This is a genomic window from Streptomyces sp. NBC_00829 (genome assembly GCF_045161795.1).
Taxonomy (GTDB): Bacteria; Actinomycetota; Actinomycetes; order Streptomycetales; family Streptomycetaceae; genus Streptomyces.
Genome location: NZ_CP108867.1, coordinates 4,311,194 through 4,332,807 on the forward strand (window position 1 = coordinate 4,311,194; position 21,614 = coordinate 4,332,807).

Annotated in this window: 20 protein-coding genes; 6 read left to right on the top strand and 14 right to left on the bottom strand. The window is 69.5% G+C overall.

Features of this window, described 5'->3' with window-relative positions:
- Positions 1-109 precede the first annotated feature (109 nt).
- Together OG293_RS18910 and OG293_RS18915 are read right to left on the bottom strand one after the other, a co-directional pair.
- Positions 110-1,675: an FAD-binding oxidoreductase gene (locus OG293_RS18910; protein ID WP_405999950.1), complete on the bottom strand. Its 1,566-nt coding sequence runs from the start codon at positions 1,673-1,675 to the stop codon at positions 110-112.
- Between the two features lie 78 nt (positions 1,676-1,753).
- Positions 1,754-1,933 carry a hypothetical protein gene (locus tag OG293_RS18915; RefSeq protein WP_405999951.1) on the bottom strand — a complete coding sequence of 60 codons (180 nt, stop codon included), beginning with the start codon at positions 1,931-1,933 and terminating at the stop codon, positions 1,754-1,756.
- A 123-nt stretch (positions 1,934-2,056) separates the two neighbouring features.
- On the opposite strand from OG293_RS18915, the gene OG293_RS18920 reads away from it, so the two are divergent.
- Positions 2,057-2,887 carry a hypothetical protein gene (locus tag OG293_RS18920; protein WP_405999952.1) on the top strand — a complete coding sequence of 277 codons (831 nt, stop codon included), beginning with the start codon at positions 2,057-2,059 and terminating at the stop codon, positions 2,885-2,887.
- Between the two features lie 75 nt (positions 2,888-2,962).
- Positions 2,963-3,142, top strand: a complete 180-nt coding sequence (locus OG293_RS18925) for a hypothetical protein (RefSeq protein WP_405999953.1) — start codon at positions 2,963-2,965, stop codon at positions 3,140-3,142.
- Between the two features lie 179 nt (positions 3,143-3,321).
- Here OG293_RS18925 and OG293_RS18930 read toward each other — a convergent pair whose 3' ends face one another.
- Complete coding sequence (locus OG293_RS18930) at positions 3,322-3,654, bottom strand: metal-sensitive transcriptional regulator (RefSeq protein ID WP_244882955.1); 333 nt, start codon at positions 3,652-3,654, stop codon at positions 3,322-3,324.
- Positions 3,655-3,874: 220 nt separating this feature from the next.
- On the opposite strand from OG293_RS18930, the gene OG293_RS18935 reads away from it, so the two are divergent.
- Together OG293_RS18935 and OG293_RS18940 are read left to right on the top strand one after the other, a co-directional pair.
- Entirely contained in the window at positions 3,875-4,495 is a 621-nt protein-coding gene (locus tag OG293_RS18935; RefSeq protein WP_405999954.1) for a DUF47 domain-containing protein, read from the top strand.
- Between the two features lie 5 nt (positions 4,496-4,500).
- Positions 4,501-5,499, top strand: a complete 999-nt coding sequence (locus OG293_RS18940; RefSeq protein ID WP_405999955.1) for an anion permease — start codon at positions 4,501-4,503, stop codon at positions 5,497-5,499.
- Positions 5,500-5,723: 224 nt separating this feature from the next.
- Here OG293_RS18940 and pstB read toward each other — a convergent pair whose 3' ends face one another.
- The 8 genes from pstB to mshD form a co-directional block, all read right to left on the bottom strand.
- Positions 5,724-6,500, bottom strand: coding sequence for a phosphate ABC transporter ATP-binding protein PstB (gene pstB / locus OG293_RS18945; protein ID WP_405999956.1), 777 nt, complete (start codon positions 6,498-6,500; stop codon positions 5,724-5,726).
- Between the two features lie 47 nt (positions 6,501-6,547).
- Positions 6,548-7,624 carry a phosphate ABC transporter permease PstA gene (pstA, locus tag OG293_RS18950; RefSeq protein ID WP_405999957.1) on the bottom strand — a complete coding sequence of 359 codons (1,077 nt, stop codon included), beginning with the start codon at positions 7,622-7,624 and terminating at the stop codon, positions 6,548-6,550.
- Entirely contained in the window at positions 7,621-8,622 is a 1,002-nt protein-coding gene (gene pstC / locus OG293_RS18955; protein WP_405999958.1) for a phosphate ABC transporter permease subunit PstC, read from the bottom strand. Before pstC ends, pstA begins: the two co-directional genes overlap by 4 nt.
- A 102-nt stretch (positions 8,623-8,724) precedes the next feature.
- Positions 8,725-9,858 (bottom strand): phosphate ABC transporter substrate-binding protein PstS, encoded by a 1,134-nt coding sequence (gene pstS, locus OG293_RS18960; RefSeq protein WP_405999959.1) that lies wholly within the window; start codon positions 9,856-9,858, stop codon positions 8,725-8,727.
- Positions 9,859-10,072: 214 nt separating this feature from the next.
- Complete coding sequence (locus OG293_RS18965) at positions 10,073-10,489, bottom strand: NUDIX hydrolase (RefSeq protein WP_405999960.1); 417 nt, start codon at positions 10,487-10,489, stop codon at positions 10,073-10,075.
- Between the two features lie 78 nt (positions 10,490-10,567).
- Complete coding sequence (locus OG293_RS18970) at positions 10,568-11,707, bottom strand: CHAD domain-containing protein (protein WP_405999961.1); 1,140 nt, start codon at positions 11,705-11,707, stop codon at positions 10,568-10,570.
- Positions 11,694-13,922: an RNA degradosome polyphosphate kinase gene (locus OG293_RS18975; protein ID WP_405999962.1), complete on the bottom strand. Its 2,229-nt coding sequence runs from the start codon at positions 13,920-13,922 to the stop codon at positions 11,694-11,696. Before OG293_RS18975 ends, OG293_RS18970 begins: the two co-directional genes overlap by 14 nt.
- Positions 13,923-14,336: 414 nt before the next feature.
- A complete protein-coding gene (mshD, locus tag OG293_RS18980) occupies positions 14,337-15,260 on the bottom strand; it encodes a mycothiol synthase (protein ID WP_405999963.1) in 924 nt (307 codons plus the stop codon).
- A gap of 189 nt (positions 15,261-15,449) precedes the next feature.
- On the opposite strand from mshD, the gene OG293_RS18985 reads away from it, so the two are divergent.
- Together OG293_RS18985 and OG293_RS18990 are read left to right on the top strand one after the other, a co-directional pair.
- Positions 15,450-17,255, top strand: a complete 1,806-nt coding sequence (locus OG293_RS18985; protein ID WP_405999964.1) for a bifunctional metallophosphatase/5'-nucleotidase — start codon at positions 15,450-15,452, stop codon at positions 17,253-17,255.
- Positions 17,256-17,487: 232 nt separating this feature from the next.
- The gene (locus tag OG293_RS18990) at positions 17,488-18,357 is read left to right on the top strand and encodes a phosphatidylinositol-specific phospholipase C (RefSeq protein ID WP_405999965.1); all 870 of its coding nucleotides are present in this window, start codon (positions 17,488-17,490) and stop codon (positions 18,355-18,357) included.
- 44 nt (positions 18,358-18,401) lie between these two features.
- Here OG293_RS18990 and OG293_RS18995 read toward each other — a convergent pair whose 3' ends face one another.
- Genes OG293_RS18995 through OG293_RS19005 form a run of 3 tightly spaced genes read right to left on the bottom strand, consistent with a single transcriptional unit; the run spans position 18,402 to position 21,588 of the window.
- The gene (locus tag OG293_RS18995; protein ID WP_406003640.1) at positions 18,402-19,835 is read right to left on the bottom strand and encodes a sensor histidine kinase; all 1,434 of its coding nucleotides are present in this window, start codon (positions 19,833-19,835) and stop codon (positions 18,402-18,404) included.
- Entirely contained in the window at positions 19,835-20,557 is a 723-nt protein-coding gene (locus OG293_RS19000; protein ID WP_405999966.1) for a response regulator transcription factor, read from the bottom strand. Before OG293_RS19000 ends, OG293_RS18995 begins: the two co-directional genes overlap by 1 nt.
- A 20-nt stretch (positions 20,558-20,577) precedes the next feature.
- Positions 20,578-21,588, bottom strand: coding sequence for a S1C family serine protease (locus OG293_RS19005; RefSeq protein WP_405999967.1), 1,011 nt, complete (start codon positions 21,586-21,588; stop codon positions 20,578-20,580).
- Between the last annotated feature and the right edge of the window lie 26 nt (positions 21,589-21,614).

Consider the following 21,614-nt stretch of genomic DNA (forward strand, 5'->3'; position numbering starts at 1 on the left):
GGTGCGCCGCGGGCCGGACTGAATCCGGGCCGGACTGAATCCGGGCTGGGTCTGCATCCGGGCTGGGCCTGAATCCGTGCCGGGCCTGAATCCGTGCCGGGCCCCGCCTCTACAGCGCCTGCGGGAACGTGAAGACCCGCTCCGGGTCGTACTGCTTCTTCAGCCGGGTCAGCCGGTCCGCCGCCGGTCCGTAGTAGGCCTTGCGCCAGTCCGTGAGCGTGGGGTCGATGTAGTTCTGGTAGGCGGCGCCCGACGCATGACGGCGCATGGACGCATGGGAGTTCCTCAGCCATGCCTGCTGGGCGGAGCCGGCCGTGCCGGGCCGCCATGCCGCGATGTACTGGGCGAGCACCCTGGACCGCCGGTGCACGAACGCCGTCCCCAGCGGGTCGACCCGGTTGATCGCTCCGCCGAGCGCGGTGAGCGCGATGGAACCGCCGCCCCCGCCCTGCGAGGGGGAGATCCGCGTGAACGCCTCGGCTGCCGAGATCAGCGCCCGCAGTCCCGCGGGCGAGAGCTGGCGGTCGAAGAAGTCGGAGGCCGCCGAGTACGTCTCGCGCTGGAGCGCGCCTCGCTTCGTACGCCCGGGTGTGGTGCCTGGCAGATGGCACTGGGCCTGGCTGATCGTGGTGCAGCCCGCATAGCCGAGCATGGCGTCGCGGTAGCTGCGCCGGCGGATGGAGACCGAGCGCGCGGGCGAGCCCACCCGGTCGGCGAGGCGGTCGAGCGCATTGCGCAGATCGCTCTCGCTGCCGAGGGAGAAGGCGGCGACGGAGAGCGTCGGCGCGCCGCTGCCGGGACCGGCCGCGAGGTGCGCCGACGACCAGATCTCGTCCGGCTGCTCCGGCCCCCACCGCTGCCAGGCGCTGAGCACGGCCGCGGCCTTCGACCACGGCCAGGTGAGATAGGCGGTGACGGACGGGGGCGCGGGATGGGTACGGAAGCGGAGCCGGGTGACGACACCGAAGTTGCCGTTGCCCGCGCCCCGCAGAGCCCAGAAGAGATCCTTGTTCCGCGTCGGGCTCGCGGTCAGCACCTTGCCGTCGGCCGTGACAAGGGTCGCGGAGGTGAGGCTGTCGCAGGTCAGACCGTACGCACGGGAGGTGACGCCGTGCCCGCCGCCGAGGGTGAGCCCGGAGACGCCGACGGAGGGGCAGGAGCCCGCGGGAATCGTGCGGCCGCTGCGCGCGAGGGTGTTGTAGACGTCGATCAGCTTGGCGCCGGCGCCGATGGAGCCGTCGGCCGAGACATGGTTCAGCGGGGACACGTCGATGACGAGGCGGCCGTTGCCGGAGGACCAACCTGCGTAGGAGTGACCGCCGTTGCGGATGGAGACGGGGACGCGGTGGGCCCTGGCGTAGGCCAGGCACTCCTTGATGTCGTCCTCCCCGGCCACATAGGCGACGGCCGCGGGCTTCAGCGAGTCGAAGCGGGTGTTGTAGAGCTGCCGCGCGGTGGGGTACGCGGCGTCCCCGGGGCGTACGAGCTTCCCGTCGAGGCCGCGCGCGAGCGCGTTCCAGTCGGGCGCGGCGGCGGTGCCGGACGCCGTTCCCGTCTTTGCCCCGCTTCGGGGCGATGTCGTGGTGGTTGCCGCGTTCGCTCCGGTGCCGCTTTTGCCTGTGCAGGCAGTGGCGGTGAGAGCGAAAGCGGTGGTGAGCAGCGCGCGCCGGTCCATGAGGCCTCCTGCAAGGACCAGACGCCTGTGGTCTGCGGGAGGTTCCGGGGCGGGTGAATTTCCCGGCCCCGGGGCGGGTCACGGCGCTGTCAGGGAGGCGGAGAGGTGCACCTGCGCGTCCGTACGTGCCCTTTCGCGGGACCGCCGGGCGGGGCCGGTCCAGCCGCAGTTACAGCGGGCGATGGCGAAGGACCCCCGTTCGCCGGTGGTGGCGTGGTGGAGGACCGGGACATCTTGGGTGGGGTCCTGCTGGTGCACCCCTCCACGGTACTGGCGGTGCGCGCCCGGCGGCAGTCCGCGTGACGGGGGGACCAGGCCGTCGTTATGCGGGGCGGGTGGGGTCTCGTAGAAACAGCGTCCCGCGTTGGGGGTTGGCAGGCGATGGTGGTGCAGCAGCACAGGCTCAGAGGCGGGGCTTTCGCCGTCGCGACTGTCGTACTGGGCGTCCTGGCGACCAGCGGTTGTTCCGGCGGCGAGGGTGCGGTCGCCGACGACCGGCCGGGCGGGGGTCGGCCCGGGGATGTGCTCGGGGCGGCGGACGTGCTGGCCCGCGCGAAGAGCGCCAGGACGCGTACGTCCATGGAGATGGCCGCCGGCGGGACCCGGGTGACCATCCGCGGCGAAGGCGGCTATGACTTCGCGCGGCGGATGGGCCGGCTCACGGTCGTCCTGCCCACGGACCCGGCGGGCGCGGACGAGCACCACCCGGTGACCGAACTGCTGACGTCCGGCGCGTTGTACATGAAGAACCGTGGCGCGGGCGTGCCCGCGGACAAGTGGGTCCGGGTCGACACGACCACGCTGGCGGACGGGAATCTGGTCACCGGCGGGGCGACGGACCCGCTCGCCGCTGCCGAACTGCTGCGCAGCGCGCGGAGCGTGACCTATGTCGGCGAGGAGGAGCTGGCCGGGGTGAGGGTGCGCCACTACCGCGGTATGACGGACATCGCCCGGGCGGCCAGGGTTGCGGAACCCCATGCGCGCGCTTCGCTGGCCGCGGCGGCGAAGGGGTTCGCCGAGGACGCCGTGCCCTTCGACGCTTATCTGGATGACGACGGACGGCTGCGGAAGGTGCGCCACCGGTTCAGTTTCACCAATGAGACAGGCACGGTCGCCGTGACGTCGACCACGCTTCTGTACGACTTCGGGACACCCGTGACTGTGCATCTGCCGGACGAACGGGACATTTATGCCGGGAGGATCAGGGTCTAAATGGTCCGGACGTGCCATGCGCGGTTCGTGTCTCACTCCCTACGCTAGGAAGTCGACACCGGCAGGAAGAGGTGAATGCACGTGGCTCCACCCAGTACTGCGACCGTCCAGGACCACGTGGCTCTCGCCGAGATCGAGCTGTGCGGCGAGTTGATCATCGCGGCGTCCACTGCGGACGAGGAGCGGCTCAGCCCGGACCGTATCGATGAGGTGCTGAACGTGGGTGTCGAGCGATCCGCTCCGCCTCGGCAGTAGTGTCCGGGACCGGCAGGATCTGTGCGCATCGCACCGCGACGCACTGCACCACGACATTTCGCGCCATGACATTTCGCACGGTGTCACATCACAAGACGGCGCATCACAAGACGGCGCATCGCATCAGGCGTACGTCAGGTGCCTCGCATACCTCACATACCTCACGTGCCTCGCGTACTTCAGGTGCGGAGAAGGCGTGCGATCGCCTTCGTCGCCTCCTCGACCTTCGCGTCGATCTCGTCGCCGCCCTTCACTGCCGCGTCCGCGACACAGTGCCGCAGATGCTCCTCCAGGAGCTGGAGTGCGAACGACTGCAGTGCCTTCGTGGACGCGGACACCTGGGTGAGTATGTCGATGCAGTAGACGTCCTCGTCGACCATCCGCTGGAGACCGCGGATCTGGCCCTCGATCCGGCGCAGACGCTTGAGGTGCTCGTCCTTCTGTTTGTGGTACCCGTGCACCCCGTGGTCGTGGTCGGTGACCGGCGGGCCGGCCGCCTCGGTGGTCGTCATCGCGTCCTCCCGTTTGTCCTGCTGGCTGTCCTGCTGGTTGTCCAGAACCGGTCTACATACCCCTCGTGGGTATATGGTAACGAATCGTGCCGGATTGGGGGCGGGGGCCCCTGCTGATCGCTGTTGTCCATGGGCGACACTGAGGAACGCCGGTTAGTCGTGGCCGGATGATGCGCTTAGCATCACCCTGGCCGAATCCAGAGCACCCCGAGGACCCCACGTGCGCTTTCGTCTGACCCCCAGGGAGACGAGCTTCTACGACATGTTTGCCGCGTCCGCGGACAACATCGTCACGGGCTCGAAACTCCTGATGGAACTGCTCGGAGCGGATGCCTCCGGCCGGGCTGAGATCGCGGAGCGGATGCGGGCAGCGGAGCATGCGGGGGACGACGCCACCCACGCCATCTTCCACCAGCTGAACTCCTCGTTCATCACACCGTTCGACCGCGAGGACATCTACAACCTCGCTTCGTCGCTCGACGACATCATGGACTTCATGGAGGAGGCCGTCGACCTGGTCGTGCTCTACCAGGTCAAGGAACTCCCCAAGGGCGTGGAGCAGCAGATCGAGGTGCTGGCGCGAGCTGCCGAGCTGACCGCCGAGGCCATGCCGCACCTGCGGACCATGGACAACCTCACGGAGTACTGGATCGAGGTCAACCGTCTGGAGAACCAGGCCGACCAGATCCACCGCAAGCTCCTCGCACACCTCTTCAACGGCAAGTACGAGGCCATCGAGGTCCTCAAGCTCAAGCAGATCGTCGACGTGCTGGAAGAGGCCGCCGACGCCTTCGAGCACGTGGCGAACACCGTGGAGACCATCGCGGTCAAGGAGTCCTGAACTACGTGGACACCTTTGCGCTGATCGTGACCATTGGTGTCGCGCTCGGATTCACCTACACCAACGGCTTTCACGACTCGGCTAACGCGATCGCGACCTCGGTCTCCACGCGCGCGCTGACTCCTCGCGCGGCACTGGCGATGGCCGCGGTGATGAACCTCGCCGGCGCCTTCCTCGGCCAGGGAGTCGCCAAGACCGTGAGCGAGGGGCTCATCGAGACGCCCCAGGGCCCCCGCGGCATGGGCATTCTCTTCGCGGCGCTGGTCGGAGCGATCGTCTGGAACCTGGTCACCTGGTACTTCGGACTGCCGTCGTCCTCCTCCCATGCGCTCTTCGGCGGCATGGTGGGCGCGGCGCTCGCGGGCGGGACCGAGGTCATCTGGTCCGGCGTGCTCGACAAGGTCGTCATCCCGATGTTCGTCTCGCCCATCGTCGGTCTGATCTGCGGCTATCTGGTCATGGTCACGATCATGTGGATGTTCCGCAAGTCCAACCCGCACAAGGCCAAGCGCGGTTTCCGGATAGCCCAGACGGTCTCGGCGGCGGGCATGGCGCTCGGTCACGGTCTCCAGGACGCCCAGAAGACGATGGGCATCGTGGTGATGGCGCTGGTCATCGCCGATGTGGAGGACCAGGGCGCCGCGATTCCCGTCTGGGTCAAGATCGCCTGCGCGATGATGCTCTCGCTCGGTACGTACGCGGGTGGCTGGCGCATTATGCGGACGCTCGGCCGCAAGATCATCGAGCTGGATCCGCCGCAGGGTTTCGCCGCGGAGACGACGGGGGCGTCGATCATGTTCGGCTCCGCGTTCCTCTTCCACGCGCCGATCTCGACGACGCATGTGATCACCTCGGCGATCATGGGCGTGGGGGCGACGAAGCGGGTGAACGCGGTGCGCTGGGGCGTTGCCAAGAACATCATTCTCGGCTGGTTCATCACGATGCCTGCCGCCGGCTGTGTCGCTGCGCTGAGCTACGGCCTGGTCTACCTGACCTTCGGCTGACGCTCAACGCGCCCGTGGGGTCCCTCCGGGCGAAAACCGGCGAAATCCCGGGGAGAACGAGCCCCACCAATGTACTGGCAGGGGAGAACCAGGCCCCGAAGAACCGCGGGGAACCGAGCCCCGAAGGAAGAACGAGTTGGGCCCGCCCCTCTGGGAGAGAGGGGCGGGCCCTTCGCCTTGCGGTGGCACCGCCATGCAGCACCGCAGGACGCCTGTGGTCCGGCCTAGCCGAAGCGGCCGGAGATGTAGTCCTCGGTCGCCTGGACCGAGGGGTTCGCGAAGATCCGCTCTGTCTCGTCTATCTCGATCAGCCTGCCGGGCTGACCGACCGCCGACAGGTTGAAGAACGCCGTACGGTCCGAGACGCGCGCCGCCTGCTGCATGTTGTGCGTCACGATGACGATCGTGAAGCGCTCCTTCAGCTCGCCGATCAGGTCCTCGATCGCGAGGGTCGAGATCGGGTCCAGCGCCGAGCACGGCTCGTCCATCAGCAGGACGTCCGGCTCGACCGCGATCGCGCGGGCGATGCACAGACGCTGCTGCTGGCCGCCGGAGAGGCCGGAGCCGGGCTTGTTCAGCCGGTCCTTGACCTCGTTCCAGAGGTTCGCGCCCTTGAGGGACTTCTCGACGACGTCGGCCAGCTGGTTCTTCTTGAACGAGCCGTTGAGCTTGAGGCCAGCCGCGACGTTGTCGAAGATCGACATGGTCGGGAAGGGGTTCGGCCGCTGGAAGACCATGCCGACCGTGCGGCGCACGGCGACCGGGTCCACGCCGGAGGCGTAGAGGTTCTCGTCGTCCAGCAGCACCTTGCCCTCGACGCGGCCACCGGGGGTGACCTCGTGCATACGGTTCAGGGTGCGCAGGAACGTGGACTTTCCGCAGCCGGACGGGCCGATGAAGGCCGTCACGGAGCGGGGCTCCACCGTCATCGAGATGTCCTCGATCGCCTTGTGGGAGCCGTAGTAGGCGGTCAGGCCGCTGACGTCGATTCGCTTGGCCATGGGGTCACTTCCAATCTGCCGCCGTGTGGCGGCAGCCGCGTCGATGCTTAGCGGCCGGTCTTCGGGGCCTTCCAGCGGGCGATGCCGCGGGCCACCAGGTTGAGGAGCATGACGAAGGCGATCAGGACCAGGGCGGCGGCCCAGGCGCGGTCGTACGACGCCTCGCTGCCGACCCGGTACTGCTCCCAGATGTAGAACGGGAGCGAGGACTGGGCGCCTTCGAACGGGTTGGTGTTGATCAGCTGGCTTCCGAAGACCAGAAGCATGATCGGTGCGGTCTCGCCGGCGATACGCGCGATGGCGAGCATCACACCGGTGGTGATTCCGCCGAGCGCGGTCGGGATGACCACCTTCAGGATCATGCGCCACTTCGGTACACCGAGGGCCAGCGCGGCTTCGCGCAGCTCGTTCGGGACGAGCTTGAGCATCTCCTCGGTGGAGCGGACGACGACGGGGATCATCAGGATCGCCAGCGCCAGTGCGCCCATCAGGCCGGACGGCTCGAGTTCGGCCAGGAGCATGATCGAGAGGATGAAGAGACCCGCGACGATCGACGGGATGCCCGTCATGACGTCGACGAAGAAGGTGACGGCCTTGGCGAGCGCGCCCTTGCCGTACTCCACCAGGTAGACCGCGGTCAGCAGGCCGATCGGCACGGAGACCAGGGTGGCGAGGCCGACCTGCTCCAGCGTGCCGACGATGGCGTGGTAGACGCCGCCGCCCGCCTCGAAGCCGGGGACGCCGGCCATGGAGTGGCTGAGGAAGTAGCCGTTGAGCACCTTCAGACCGCGGCTGACCGTCACCCAGATCAGGGAGAACAGGGGGACCACGGCGAGGATGAAGCACACCCAGACGAGGCTCGTGGCGAGCCTGTCCTTGGCCTGGCGCCTGTTCTCGACGACCGAGGTCGCGATGTAGGAGATGACCACGAAGAAGAGGGCCGAGAGGAGACCCCACTGAACGCGGCTCTCCCAGCCGGCCGCGAGGCCGAGGCCCACACCGAGGCCGATGGCGAGGACCGCGAAGCCGAGCGGGGCGAAGCGGGGGAGCGTACGGCCGCGGAGGCCGCCCCCCGGGGGAACGGGGGCCGGGGTGGGCCTGTCCTTTATGGCGGTCTGGCTCATGCGTTGGCCCCCGAGTACTCCTTGCGGCGCGCGATGATCAGGCGGGCCGCGCCGTTGACCAGCAGGGTCAGGATGAACAGGACGAGACCGGAGGCGATCAGGGCGTCGCGCCCGAGCTCATTGGCCTCGTCGAACTTGGCGGCGATGTTCTGGGCGAACGTTCCGCCACCGGGATTGAGCAGGTGCCCGGAGATCAGGAAGCTCGGGGAGAGGACCGTGGCGACGGCCATCGTCTCGCCGAGCGCCCGGCCGAGACCCAGCATCGAGGCGGAGATGACGCCCGAGCGGCCGAAGGGCAGCACCGAGAGGCGGATGACCTCCCAGCGGGTGGCGCCCAGCGCGATCGCCGCCTCTTCGTTCATCCGCGGGACTTGGAGGAAGACTTCGCGGCTGACGCTGGTCACGATCGGCAGGATCATGATCGCGAGCAGGATGCCCACGGTGAACAGCGAGCGGGCGACGCCGACCTCGGTCTTGTCGAAGACGTACGTCCAGCCGAAGTACTCGTCGAGCCAGAGGTTGAGGCCTTCGAGGTACGGGACGAGGAAGAGGGCGCCCCAGATGCCGTAGATGATCGACGGCACGGCGGCCAGCAGATCGACGACGTAGGCGATGGGGGCGGCCAGCTTGCGCGGCGCGTAGTGCGAGATGAACAGCGCGATGCCGACAGCGACCGGGACGGCGATCACCATCGCGATGACCGAGCTGACGACCGTGCCGAAGAGCAGGACCGCGATGCCGAAGACCGGCGGGTTGCCCGCCGGGTTCCAGTCGAAGGTGGTGAGGAAGTTGCCCTCGTCCTGCGAGATGGCGAGCACTGCGCGGTAGGTGAGGAACGCGGCGATCGACGCCATGATCACCAGGAGCAGAATGCCCGAGCCGCGGGACAGACCGAGGAAGATCTTGTCGCCTGCGCGGCCCGTAGAGGTGCTCTTCCTGGAGACCGGCGGAGCCGGCGTTGGAGGAGGAGAGTCCATTGATGATGAGGTGAAAGCCATGATCTTTCCGGTCTGTGGTGGGGGAGCGGCAGACTCCCCCTGGCGGCGGTGCACCGGATGGGTGGGCCGGCGGGGGCGCAGGGCCCCCGCCGGCCGCGGTTGTTACTTCAGGCCCGTGATGGTTTCGCGGACCTTCGCGTTGATCTCGGCCGGGATCGGGGCGTAGCCGGCGTCGGCGAGAACCTTCTGGCCCTCGTCGCTCGCGGTGTAGGTCAGGAAGGACTTGACCGTGCCCAGCGTGTCGGCCTTGTTGCCGCTGTCGCAGACGACCTCGTAGGTGACGAGGACGATCGGGTAGGCGCCGTCGGCCTTGGTGGTGTAGTCGAGACCGAGGGCCAGGTCCTTGCCGGTGCCCTTGATCTTGGCGGCGGCGATGGCCTTGGAGGCGTTCTCGGAGGTGGCCTCGACCGGGGCGGCGGCACCGGTGGCGATCTTCACGGTCGGGATGGACTGCGAGGTCGCGTAGGAGAGCTCGAAGTAACCGATCGCGCCCTCGGCCTGCTTGACCTGGGCGGCGACGCCGGAGGATCCGGACGCGGCCTGGCCACCGGGGGCCGGCCACTTCTTCTCGGGCTCGTACGGCCAGTCGGCCTTGGCCGTGGCGCTGAGGTACTTGCCGAGGTTCTGCGTGGTGCCGGAGTCCTCGGAGCGGTGGAAGGCCTGGATCGCCTTGTCCGGGAGCTTGGCGCCCGGGTTGAGCTTGGCGATCGCCGGGTCGTTCCAGTTCTTGATCTTGCCGTTGAAGATCTTGGCGATCGTCGGCGCGTCCAGGGTCAGGCTGTCGACGCCCGGGACGTTGTAGCCGATGGCGATCGGGCCGCCGACCATGGGCAGGTTGACGCCCTGGCCGCCGGTGCAGATCTTCTTCGAGTCGGCGACCTCTTCGGGCTTGAGCGCCGAGTCGGAGCCGGCGAAGCCGACCGTGCCCTGGTTGAAGGCGATGATGCCCTCACCGGAGGAGGACGCCTTGTAGTTGATCTCCACGCCCTTGCAGCCGGCCATGTAGTTCTTGACCCAGAGGTCCATGGCGTTCTTCTGCGCGCTGGAACCGGACGCGAGGAGCTTGCCCTTGGCGCCGTCGCACTTGATGTTGGACGCAGCGCTGGTCTTCTCACCAGTGCCGCCAGTGCCGCCAGCGTTGTCGTCCGAACCACACGCCGTCAGGACCAGGGCGCCGGTCACGGCGAGGGCACCGAGCGCGGTGGCGCGAAGCCCGTTCTTGCGCTGAAGCTTCACTTCGGGTGTTCCTTCCAAGAGCCGCCGGACGCTGACTGTCGTCTGACACGTTCCATGGCGGCGTGTGTCGGGGTGAGGGACCGGCACTGCACCGGTCACCGTGTAGGGCCGAAATTAGGCAGATCAGGTGAAGCCGCCAACGGGAGAGAGTGAACGGAAGGTGAACCGTGTCGGGCAGCTGAGTGCCGGTCGGCACATGGCGGCCGACGGGGCCTCACGCGGAGTGCAGTGCGTCGAGCAGCGCGTCTATGAGCAGGCGGTCCCGGGGCTGGGTGAGGCGGTCGCGGGCCGCCGCCGGTGGAAGCCACAGCAGCCGGTCCACCTCCCTGTTCGGTTCGAACCGACCGCCGGTGGCCTCGGCCGCCCAGTAGCGGACCTCCTTGGGGCGGCCTTCGACCTGGTAGAAAGCGGTGGGCAGCTCGGTTCCCAGGTCGCATGTCATGCCGGTTTCCTCCAGCACTTCGCGCACCGCCCCCTGCCGGGCCTCCTCGCCGCGCTTCAGCTTGCCTTTCGGGTGTGACCAGTCATCCCATTTCGGTCGATGGACCAGGGCAAGTTCGATCCCGTGACCCGAGGGCGAGCGACGCCACAGCACGCAGCCCGCCGCGAGAACCGCTGAGTCATTGTTCATACGGCCCCTCCTGATAGAAACCGCTCCTCATGGAAACCGCTCCTGACGGGCGGCTTCCCTGGTCGGTTGCCGTGCCCCTCATGGGGTCGTCACGGCCGGCACCGCCGTGGTGAGCTGCCATACCTGCTGGAAGGCGAAGCGGGCGGCCTCCACCTCGTGCCGCTGGTCGGCGTGGAGCACGCCCAGGGCGTACGCGGTGGCCGGGGCGATCCGCGGTGTGCGGGCGGCGGCGGCAGCGGCGGCGGCGGCCTCGGCGGCGTCCCGGTGCCGGTCGAGCACCAGGCCCGCGCGGCCGAGCACCGGGTCCGCCTCCGGGTTCAGCACCTCCTGCGCGTACCGGTGCAGTCTCATCAGCAGCCGCACCTGGTGCCAGGGCGCGTCCTGGGTCTCCTCCGCCGATGCGGTGGCCAGGCCGTGGACCAGGGCTTCGGCGTTGTAGGGGTGCGCGGCCCGGCCGAGCGGCAGCGCCGAGACCGCTTCGAGCAGGCGGCGTTCGGTGAGCTCCGCGGGGTGTGACAGCGCTTCGGTGGCCGGCGCGCCTGCGGCAGGCGAGAGCGGCAGCTCGGAGGCGAGGACGGCGACGGCGTCGGCGACCGCGTGGAAGCGGGAGGAGCCGAGCGCCTGGAGCGCGGCGGAGTGGGCGCGGGTCCGGGCGAGGGTCAGCTGCCGCTCCAGCAGGGCACCCGCCCGCGCGGCGCCCACGGTCAGGCTGCCGGTGACGCGCGGGGCGGCGGCTCCCAGGGCTCCCAGCGTCCCGGAGGCACCCATGGCACCGGAGCGGCCGCCGGGTCGGGCGAGGGCATCGTTGCCGCGTGTGCGCAGCTCCCCCCGGGCCGACGGCAGCGGGCTCGCACCCGACAGCCGCGACAGCGCGTCCAGTAGCCGCCCGAGCCGGGAGGCGCAGGCGTGCTCCTGGGCCAGCGTCGCCGACAGCCAGGTCAGTTCGGTGCGCAGCTCGTCCGCCCAGGCGGGGTCGACCAGCGGCCGGAAGGTGTGCAGTGTCCCGCTGATGCGCCGGGCCGCCCGGCGCAGCGCGCGGGCGGCCTCCGCTGCGCCCGCCGCCTCCGCGCCGCTCTCGCTGTGCAGCCGCAGGCTGCGCAGGAAGTCGGCCGCCTGCGCGTGCAGGTAGCGGGCGAGGGCTTCGCCCGCGGTGACCGCGGCAAGGTCGGCGGCCGGGACGACGGGGGCGTCGTGCCGGGAGATATCAGGGCTGTGCACGCCGGCGCCTCCGGGCGTCTATGAGCATCTCCTGTACATGCCGTAGGGGCTGCCCGTCCGCGTCTGCCGAGTGCCGGGTCCATGCGCCGTCCGGGCCGAGGTGCCAGGAGGACGTGGTGTCGGACATGCCGGTCTCCAGCAGACGCGTGAGGGCTGCTCGGTGGGCCGGGTCGGTGACCCGGACCAGTGCCTCGATACGGCGGTCGAGGTTGCGGTGCATCATGTCGGCGCTGCCGAACCACACCTCGGGTTCGCCTCCGTTGCCGAAGGCGAAGACCCTGGAGTGCTCCAGGAAGCGGCCGAGGATCGAGCGCACCCGGATGTTCTCCGAGAGGCCGCTGACACCGGGGCGTATCGCGCAGATGCCGCGGACCCAGATGTCCACCGGCACGCCCGCCATCGAGGCCCGGTAGAGGGCGTCGATGATCGCCTCGTCCACCATGGAGTTGACCTTGATGCGTACGTAGGCGGGGCGTCCGGCGCGGTGGTGCGCGATCTCCTTGTTTATTCGGGCGACGAGCCCGTCGCGCAGGGACTTGGGGGCGACCAGGAGGCGGCGGTAGGTCTCGCGGCGGGAGTAGCCCGACAGCCGGTTGAACAGGTCCGAGAGATCGGCACCGACCTGCGGGTCCGCGGTCAGCAGTCCCAGGTCCTCGTAGAGTCTGGCGGTCTTGGGGTGGTAGTTGCCGGTGCCGACGTGGGAGTAGCGGCGCAGCGTCTCGCCCTCCTGGCGGACCACCAGCGACAGCTTGCAGTGGGTCTTCAGACCGACCAGGCCGTATACGACATGGCAGCCGGACTCCTCCAGCTTCCGCGCCCACTTGATGTTGGCCTGTTCGTCGAAGCGGGCCTTGATCTCGACGAGGACGAGGACCTGTTTGCCGGATTCCGCGGCGTCGATCAGGGCGTCGACGATCGGGGAGTCGCCGGAGGTGCGGTACAGCGTCTGCTTGATCGCCAGCACGTCCGGGTCGCCGGCGGCCTGTTCCAGGAAGGCCTGGACCGAGGTGGAGAAGCTGTCGTAGGGGTGGTGCAGCAGGACGTCGCGCTCCCGCAGCGCCATGAAGATGTCGGGCGCGGAGGCGGACTCGACCTCGGCGAGGTCCCGGTGGGTGCCGGCGATGAACTTCGGGAACTTCAGCTCGGGCCGGTCGAGGGCCGCGATGCCGAACAGGCCGGTCAGGTCGAGCGGGCCGGGCAGCGGGTAGACCTCGGCGTCGGACACCTTCAGCTCGCGGACCAGCAGGTCCAGGACGTACGGGTCGATCGACTCCTCGACCTCCAGGCGCACCGGCGGGCCGAAGCGGCGCCGCATGAGCTCCTTCTCCAGGGCCTGCAGGAGGTTCTCGGCGTCGTCCTCCTCCACTTCCAGGTCCTCGTTCCTGGTCACCCGGAACATGTGGTGCGCGAGCACCTCCATGCCGGGGAACAGCTCCTCCAGGTGTGCGGCGATGACGTCCTCGAGGGGGACGTACCGCTGCGGGGAGGCCTCCAGGAAGCGGGACAGCAGCGGCGGGACCTTCACCCGGGCGAAGTGGCGGTGGCCGCTGACGGGGTTGCGCACGACGACCGCGAGGTTCAGCGAGAGGCCCGAGATGTACGGGAAGGGGTGCGCGGGGTCCACGGCCAGCGGGGTCAGCACCGGGAAGATCTGCTGCCGGAAGAGCGTGAAGAGGCGCGCCTGCTCCTTCTCGGTGAGATCGGGCCAGCGGATGAGGTGGATGGACTCCTCGGCGAGGGCGGGGGCCACGTCCTGCTGGTAGCAGGCGGCGTGCCGGGCCATGAGTTCGCGGGAGCGGGTCCAGATCAGGTCCAGGACTTCGCGGGGCTGGAGGCCCGACGCGGAGCGGGTGGCGACGCCGGTGGCGATGCGGCGCTTGAGTCCGGCCACCCGGACCATGAAGAACTCGTCCAGGTTGGAGGCGAAGATCGCGAGGAAGTTCGCCCGTTCGAGGAGGGGGGTCGCCGGATCCTCGGCGAGTTCCAGGACGCGCTCGTTGAACCCGAGCCAGCTGCGCTCCCGGTCCAGGAACCGCCCCTGTGGCAGCTCGGGGCTGGCTCCCTCGTGCTCTTCCTCGTACGCGTCAAGATCGGCGTCGATGTCGGGTTCCAGGTCGGACACCGTGGCCGCGACAGTGTGCGGGCGGTGCGCGGCTATGGAACCGACGGACGGCTGGGGGTGCTGGACCGGTACCTCGGCGGGCTGCTGGCTCATGAACCCATTCTTCCGCGTGGAGCGCGGGACAGGCGCGTCGGAGAGGGCCGGAGTGTGAGGAATTTTCCCATTTGGGGATGCGGGCACAGCGGGCTGCATTGAGAGAGGGTCGCAAGGGTGTCTGAATGCCCGGTAACGACGACATGACGTGAGGGGAATCGGGGCGGGACCCCCCGGGGTGGGGTTTGTCCCAATCGCCGCAGGGCGATCCGCGCAGGACACGGTCGCGAGCCGGGGTTGGGCACGGCCGGGGACCCCGTCGGAGCCTGCCCCGGGATTCGTCGGGGGCGGCCCCGGGGGGATTCGTCGGGGCCGGGTTCGGACACGGCACAGGACCCGTCGAGGGGGGTTCACGCCGGGCACAGGACCTGTCGAAGCCGGTCGGAGCCCTTCGGGACCCCGGGCACGGCCCCGTCAGGATTCGGTGCGGTACATGAGATCCACTTCATGGGTCGCGAAGCCGAGGCGTTCGTACACCCTCAGTGCCGCCGTGTTGTCCGCGTCCACGTAGAGCATCGCCGTCGGCATGCCCTGCGCCGCGAGGTGGCGGAGCCCGACCGCGGTGAGCGGCTTGCCGAGGCCGCCGCCCTGGGCGTCGGGCCGGATGCCGACGACGTACACCTCGCCGAGGTGCTCCTCGGCGTGCACCTTCGTCCAGTGGAAACCGATGATCTCGCCGTCGCGCTCGGCCAGGAAGAAGCCCTTGGGGTCGAACCACGGCTCGGCCTTGCGGTCGTCGAGGTCGCGCTGGGTGAGCGAGCCCTGCTCGGGGTGGTGCGCGAACGCGGCGGCGTTCACGGCGAGCCAGGCGGCGTCGTCCTGGCCGGGCACGAAGGTGCGTACGGTGACACCGGCCGGGAAAACCGGCTCGGCGATGTCCAAAGGACTCAACGGCCGCCGCAGCTGGCGCAGTTCGCGGAAGAGGGTCAGCCCGAGGACCTGGGCGAGATGCCGGGCGGCGGACTTCCCGCCGTGCGCCCACACCCGCAGCCGCTTCCCGGAGGCGCCGAGCAGCGCGCTGCCGAGCGCCCGCCCGTGGCCGCGCCCGCGGTGCGCGGGATGTACGACCAGTTCGGCGGCCGGGGCCTCGACGGGGTCGGTGTCCTCCAGCTGCCCGTAGCCGATCAGTTCGCCGTCGACGCTGAGCAGAAGGTGCCGCACACCTTCGCGCCTGCCGCCGCGCAGCTGCAGCCGCCCCTGCTCGGAGACGGCCTGCATCCCGTCGGCGCGGGCGGCCTCACCGAGCATGTCGAGCACGGCCCTTGCCTGCTCGGGGCTGAGCTCGTCCAAGGTCTCGATCTGCCGACCGGGCTCCGGAATCACTGAGTCAGGGGTCATGGGACGAGGGTACGGCGGGGGGTGGTGAGCTGGGGTTCTGTGGGGTTCGGCAATTTGGCCGCCGCCCGCGGGCGGCCTTCGACGAACGATGGCAATCAGGTCGTAACCCGTACCCCCTGTCGCGCTACGCGCGTTGACCCTAGGCTTCCGCTGCATCCCTCACACAACGCTGAACTGACAAGGGGACAGATGTCAGCGACACCGCACAAGGCCCGCCGCCGCGCACTTGCCGCACTCGCCGGGCTGACCACCCTCGGCGCACTGGTCGCCGCGATGCCCGCCGGAGCTCAGGAGCGTGGCCACGGCCATGGGTACGGCCAGGGCCACGGCCGCACCGTGGACGTGCAGCTGCTGTCCTTCAACGACCTGCACGGAAACCTGGAGCCGCCCGCGGGCTCGGCCGGCCGGGTCACGCACGCCAATCAGGACGGAACCACCAAGACGATCGACGCGGGCGGTGTCGAGTACCTCGCCACCCATCTGCGTCAGGCCCGTCAGGGCAACAGGTACTCGGTCACGGCGGCGGCCGGCGACCTGATCGGTGCCTCGCCGCTGCTCTCCGGGCTTTTCCACGACGAGCCGACCATCGAGGCGCTGAACAAGCTGAACCTCGACGTCACCTCCGTCGGCAACCACGAGTTCGACGAGGGCGCCAAGGAAATTGCCCGGATGCAGTACGGCGGTTGTCACAAGACCGACGGCTGCTACGAGAAGGGCAAGAAGTTCAAGGGCGCGGACTTCCCGTACCTCGCCGCCAACGTGGCAAACGAGAAGACCGGCAGGCCGCTGCTCGACCCGTACTTCATCTGGAAGAAGAACGGCGTCAAGATCGGCTTCATCGGTGTGACCCTGGAGGGCACTCCGAACGTCGTCACCGCCGATGGCGTCAAGGGCCTCAAGTTCGGCGACGAGATCGAGACGATCAACAAGTACACCAAGGTGCTGGAGCGCAAGGGCGTCAAGTCGATCGTCGCCCTGATCCACGAGGGCGGCATGCCCGCGTCCTCCTCGTACAACTACAACTGCGACAGCCCCGGCCCCGGCGACGGTATCTCCGGTCCGATCGTGGACATCGCCAAGAAGGTGAGCCCGCAGGTCGACGCCCTGGTCACCGGTCACACCCACCAGGCGTACGCGTGCACGATCCCGGACCCGTCCGGCAAGCCGCGCATGGTCACTTCGGCCGCCTCGTTCGGCAGGCTGTACACCGACACGACGCTCACCTACGACCGTCGTACCAACGACATCGTGCGTACCGCCGTGGCCTCCGCGAACCACGTCGTCACCCGTGATGTGCCCAAGGCGGACGACATGACCCGGCTGATCCAGCGCTGGAACACGCTGGCCGCGCCGGTCGCGACCCGTCCCGTCGGCTACATCTCCGCCGACATCGAGAACCCCTCCGACTCTCCCGAGAAGCCGCTCGGCGACCTGATCGCGGACGCGCAGCTGGAGGGCCTCGCCCCGGCGGACAAGGGCGGTGCGCAGATCGCCCTCATGAATCCCGGCGGCATCCGCGCGGGCCTGGTCCACAAGGCGTCCGGCGCCGAGGGCGACGGGGTGGTGACGTACGGCGAGGCGTTCACCGTGCAGCCGTTCACCAATATGATGAACGTTGTCGACCTGACCGGCGCTCAGCTGGTCACCGCTCTCAAGCAGCAGGTCAGCGGCCCGAACCAGGCCGTCCCGAAGATCCTTCAGATCTCGAAGGGTCTCACCTACACCCTGGACATGACGAAGACCGGCGCGGACCGGGTCGTGGACTCCTCGGTGAAGCTGGGCGGTGTGGCGATCGACCCGGCGAAGACCTACCGGGTCGCGATGAACGAGTTCCTGGCGGGCGGCGGCGACGGATTCGCCGTACTGAAGGAGCACAAGAACAAGCTGGTCGGCGCCTCAGACCTGGATGTGCTCATCGCCTACCTGGCGGCGCACTCCAGCGCGAGCGTTCCGCTCGCGCCGCCGGTGCCCGGCCGGATCACGGTCGTGAAGTAGCGCGGAAGCAGGACGCGGTGGGGCGGCGGGCCACGGGGCCGCCGCCCCACCGGCCTTTGGGTACCCATGAGCCCATCGGCCGTTGGCGCACGGCCCATCGGCAGGTGGCACAAGGCCCGGCGGCAGGTGGCGCACGGCCCGGTGGTCGCCCGGTGGTCGGGATCCAGCCATTTGTTACTGGCCAGTCCCGAGGCTGGTGGTGTTTGACGTGACCCCGCCATAATCCGTGGCCATGGACCGACGGAGCTTTCTCGCGGGTGCCGCTGCCCTGACGGCGACCGCCCTCATCCCCCCACCGGCCGCGACCGCGCAGCCGCGCCGCATCCTGTCCGCACAGGACTGGATGGCCGGCCATGGCGACTCGACCGCACTCCAGCGTCTGACGATCCCCGGCACCCACGACTCCGGCGCACGCTTCGGCGGCCCCTGGGCGCAGTGCCAGACCACCACCATCGCCGACCAGTTGAACAGCGGCATCCGCTTCCTGGATGTCCGCTGCCGGGTCACCGGCGACTCGTTCGCCATCCATCATGGCCCGGCCTACCAGAACATGATGTTCGGCGATGTCCTCATCGCCTGCCGCGACTTCCTCCAGGCTCACCCGTCCGAGACCGTCCTGATGCGCGTGATGCAGGAGTACTCGTCCGAGAGCGACGCCACCTTCCGCCGTGTCTTCGACACCTATCTGGACACCAAGGGCTGGCGCCCGCTGTTCCGGATCGGCGACGGCATCCCGCCGCTCGGCGAGGCGCGCGGAAAGGTGGTGCTGCTCGGCGACAACGGCGGACTGCCCGGGGTCCGGTACGGGGACGGCAACCTCTTCGACATCCAGGACGACTGGAACGCCCTGCCCGGCGCCAAGTACCCCAAGATCGAGGCGCACTTCCGCAAGGCGGTCCAGCAGCCCGGAAAGCTGTTCGTCAACTACGTCAGCACGTCCGCGAGCCTGCCGCCGCGCTGGAACTCCGACAACCTCAACCCGCGGGTCCACCGCTTCATCGACGGCTCCGAGGCGAGCGGCTGGAAGGGCCTCGGGATCGTCCCGCTCGACTTCCCCGCCACCCGTTCCGGTCTGGTCGACTCACTCATCCGGCACAACTGACGCCCAGCCCGCGCGGGTGCGTCCGTGTCCGCGGCGGATCCGTGTCAGCTGCCGGGCGGCGGCGTCGCCGCCCCCGGCAGCCTGATCACCGTGCGCGTGCCGCCGCCCGTCGCCGGGCGGAGCGCGATCTCGCCGCCGGACTGCTGCACCGTGCGCGCCACGATCGACAGGCCGAGGCCGGACCCCGGCAGTGACCGCGCGGACGGCGAGCGCCAGAACCGCTCGAAGACATGCGGGAGTTCATCGGCGGGGATGCCCGGACCGTGGTCCCGCACCGTCAGCTCGCCGCAGTGCAGACCCACCTCGACCGTGCCGCCCGGCGGCGAGAACTTCACCGCGTTGTCCAGGACGTTGACCAGCGCGCGCTCCAGCGCGGCCGGCTCCGCGCGTACATACCAGGGCTCCAGCGCGGCCTCGAAGGTCAGCTCGGGACCCCGCAGCCGTGCCCGGTCGAGGGCGGCCCCGGCGATCTCGTGGAGGGCGACCACCTTCAGCGGCCCCCGGTCCACCACGTCGGGGCGCGACAGTTCCTGCAGGTCACCGATGAGTGAGGCCAGTTCCGTCATCTGCGCCTTGACCGACGCCATCAGCGCCAGCCGGTCGGCGGGCGGGATCGCCCGGCCCGTCCGCTCGCTGCGTGCCAGCAGTTCGATGTTCGTCCGCAGGGAGGTCAGCGGCGTCCGCAGCTCATGCCCGGCGTCCGCGATCAGCCGTGCCTGCCGGTCGCGCGAGGAGGCGAGCGCGGCGGTCATCGAGTTGAAGGAGCGGGACAGACGAGCGATCTCGTCCTCGCCCTCGACCGGGATGCGGACGGTCAGATCCTCGGTGCGGGCGACGTGTTCGACGGCCTCGGTGAGCCGGTCGACGGGCTTGAGGCCGGTACGGGCGACCCACAGGCCGGCCGCGCCCGCGCCCACCACACCGATGCCGGACACGATCAGGAGCAGCAGCGCCAGGTCGTTGAGCGTGCCCTCGGTCTCCTTGAGGGGGAAGGCGATCACCAGGGCGGTCTCCCTGACGGCCTCGTCAGGGCCCTGGACGAGGGTCGGGACGGTGAGCACACGGACGTCGTGCCCGTCGGTGTCCGTGCCGTTGCGGAAGGTCCAGAGGGTCGGGTTCCCGCGCCGCGCCACGTCCCGGTCGCCGCTTTCGACCTTGACCGTGCCCGCGGAGTTGGGGGAGACACATGGTTTGTCGGTGTCGGCCTGGACGAGCTGGACGTAGAACACCGGCTTGGGCCCGTAGCCGGTCTGGGCGGCCGGGGTTTGGGAGCAGTTGCGCACGGCCAGGAGGACCTCGGCGGTCGGCAGGGGCGCGTTGGCGCCGGCGGCTTTCAGCTTGGAGTCGACCTCGTCGTACAGCTTGCCGCGCACGACGAACCAGCACGTGGTGGAGACGGCGGCGACCGCGACCGCGACCGCGACCGCGACCAGTATGGCCAGCCGGGAGCGGAGCGGCAGCGAACGGAACCTTCTGATCACTCCGCGCCGCCGGACCGCAGCGCGTACCCCACTCCGCGCACCGTGTGCACCAGCCGCGGCTCCCCGGCCGCCTCCGTCTTGCGCCGCAGATACATCACATACACATCCAGCGAATTCGAACTGGGTTCGAAGTCGAAGCCCCATACGGACTTGAGGATCTGCTCGCGGGTGAGGACCTGGCGCGGATGCGCCAGGAACATCTCCAGCAGCGTGAACTCCGTGCGGGTCAGCTCGACCCGGCGCGTGCCGCGCTGGACCTCGCGGGTCGCGAGGTCCATCCGCAGATCGGCGAAGGCCAGCACGTCGTCGTCGGGTACCGCGCCCGCGGCCGTGGCGTACGAACTGCGCCGCAGCAGCGCGCGTATCCGGGCGAACAGCTCGTCCAGCTCGAAGGGCTTGACCAGATAGTCGTCGGCGCCCGCGTCGAGTCCGGTCACGCGGTCGCCGACGGTGTCCCGGGCGGTCAGCATCAGGATCGGCGTCGTCGACCCGGCGGCCCGCAGCCTGCGGGCCGCGGTCAGGCCGTCCATCCGGGGCATCTGGATGTCGAGCACGATCAGATCGGGGGCGTACGCCTCCGACCGGGTGAGGGCGTCGACGCCGTCGACGGCGACCTCGGTCCCGTACCCCTCGAAGGCGAGGGAACGCTGGAGCGCCTCTCGGACGGCGGGCTCGTCGTCGACGATGAGGATGCGTTCGCCTTCGCGCGGGGTCGTCATGGCTTCAGCCTCGCACGCGCTCAGCTGTCGCCGCCGGAGCGCAGGTCGTCCAGGTCGGCCTTGACCGTGTCGACCGGGATGGCGAAGCCGAGTCCGACGCTTCCCGCGGTGGAGCCGGTGGCGGAACTGGGCGAGTACATCGCGGAGTTGACGGCGATGATCTCACCGTTCATGTTGATCAGGGCGCCGCCGGAGTTGCCGGGGTTGAGCGAGGCGTCGGTCTGGATCGCCTTGTACGTCGTCTTCGACGAGCCGGTGTCGCCGTTGAACTGCTGCCCGCCGAATTCGAAGGGCCAGCCGCCGCCCTGCCCGCCTTGGTCCTGCTGGTCCCGCTCCTTCGCCACGGTCACATCGCGATCGAGGGCGGAGACGATCCCGCTGGTCACCGTGCCCGTAAGACCCTCGGGCGAGCCGATGGCGACGACCTCGTCGCCGACCCTGACCTTGCCGGAGTCGCCGAGCGAGGCGGCCCGCAGCCCGCTCGCGCCCTGCAGTTTGATCAGCGCCAGATCCTTGTCCGGGTCGGTGCCGACGACCTGCGCGATGTACGTCTTCCCGGTGCTCAGGCGTACCTTGACGGAGTCGGCCCCGGCGATGACGTGGTTGTTGGTGATGATCTCGCCGTCGGCGGTGATGATCACGCCGGATCCGGTGGACCGGCCGGTGTTGGAGGTCGCTCTGATCTCCACGATGCTCGGTGAGACGGCCTGGGCGACACCGGCGACGGTGCCCTTGCTGTTCTGCGCGATGGTGGTGCCGGTGACGCCGGAGCCGCTGCCGCTCGTGCGGTAGCCGGTGAGCTGCTGGACGAGCGTGGACGCGCCGCCGCCGACGACGGCCGCGGCGATGGCCACGGCGGTGATCAGCGCGACGGGACGCCGGGCCTTCGCCTGTGGGGGCCCGGAGGGACCCGGCGCGGGCACGGCGGCCGGTGGCGCGGGGTCGTGCGGTGGAGGCGGAGGGTAGGCACCCATGTCGTACGGCTGCGGCGAAGGCTCCGGCTGCTGCGGGTAGCGGTAGTTGTCCGTCATGGAAATGATCGTCGACCGCGCAGATG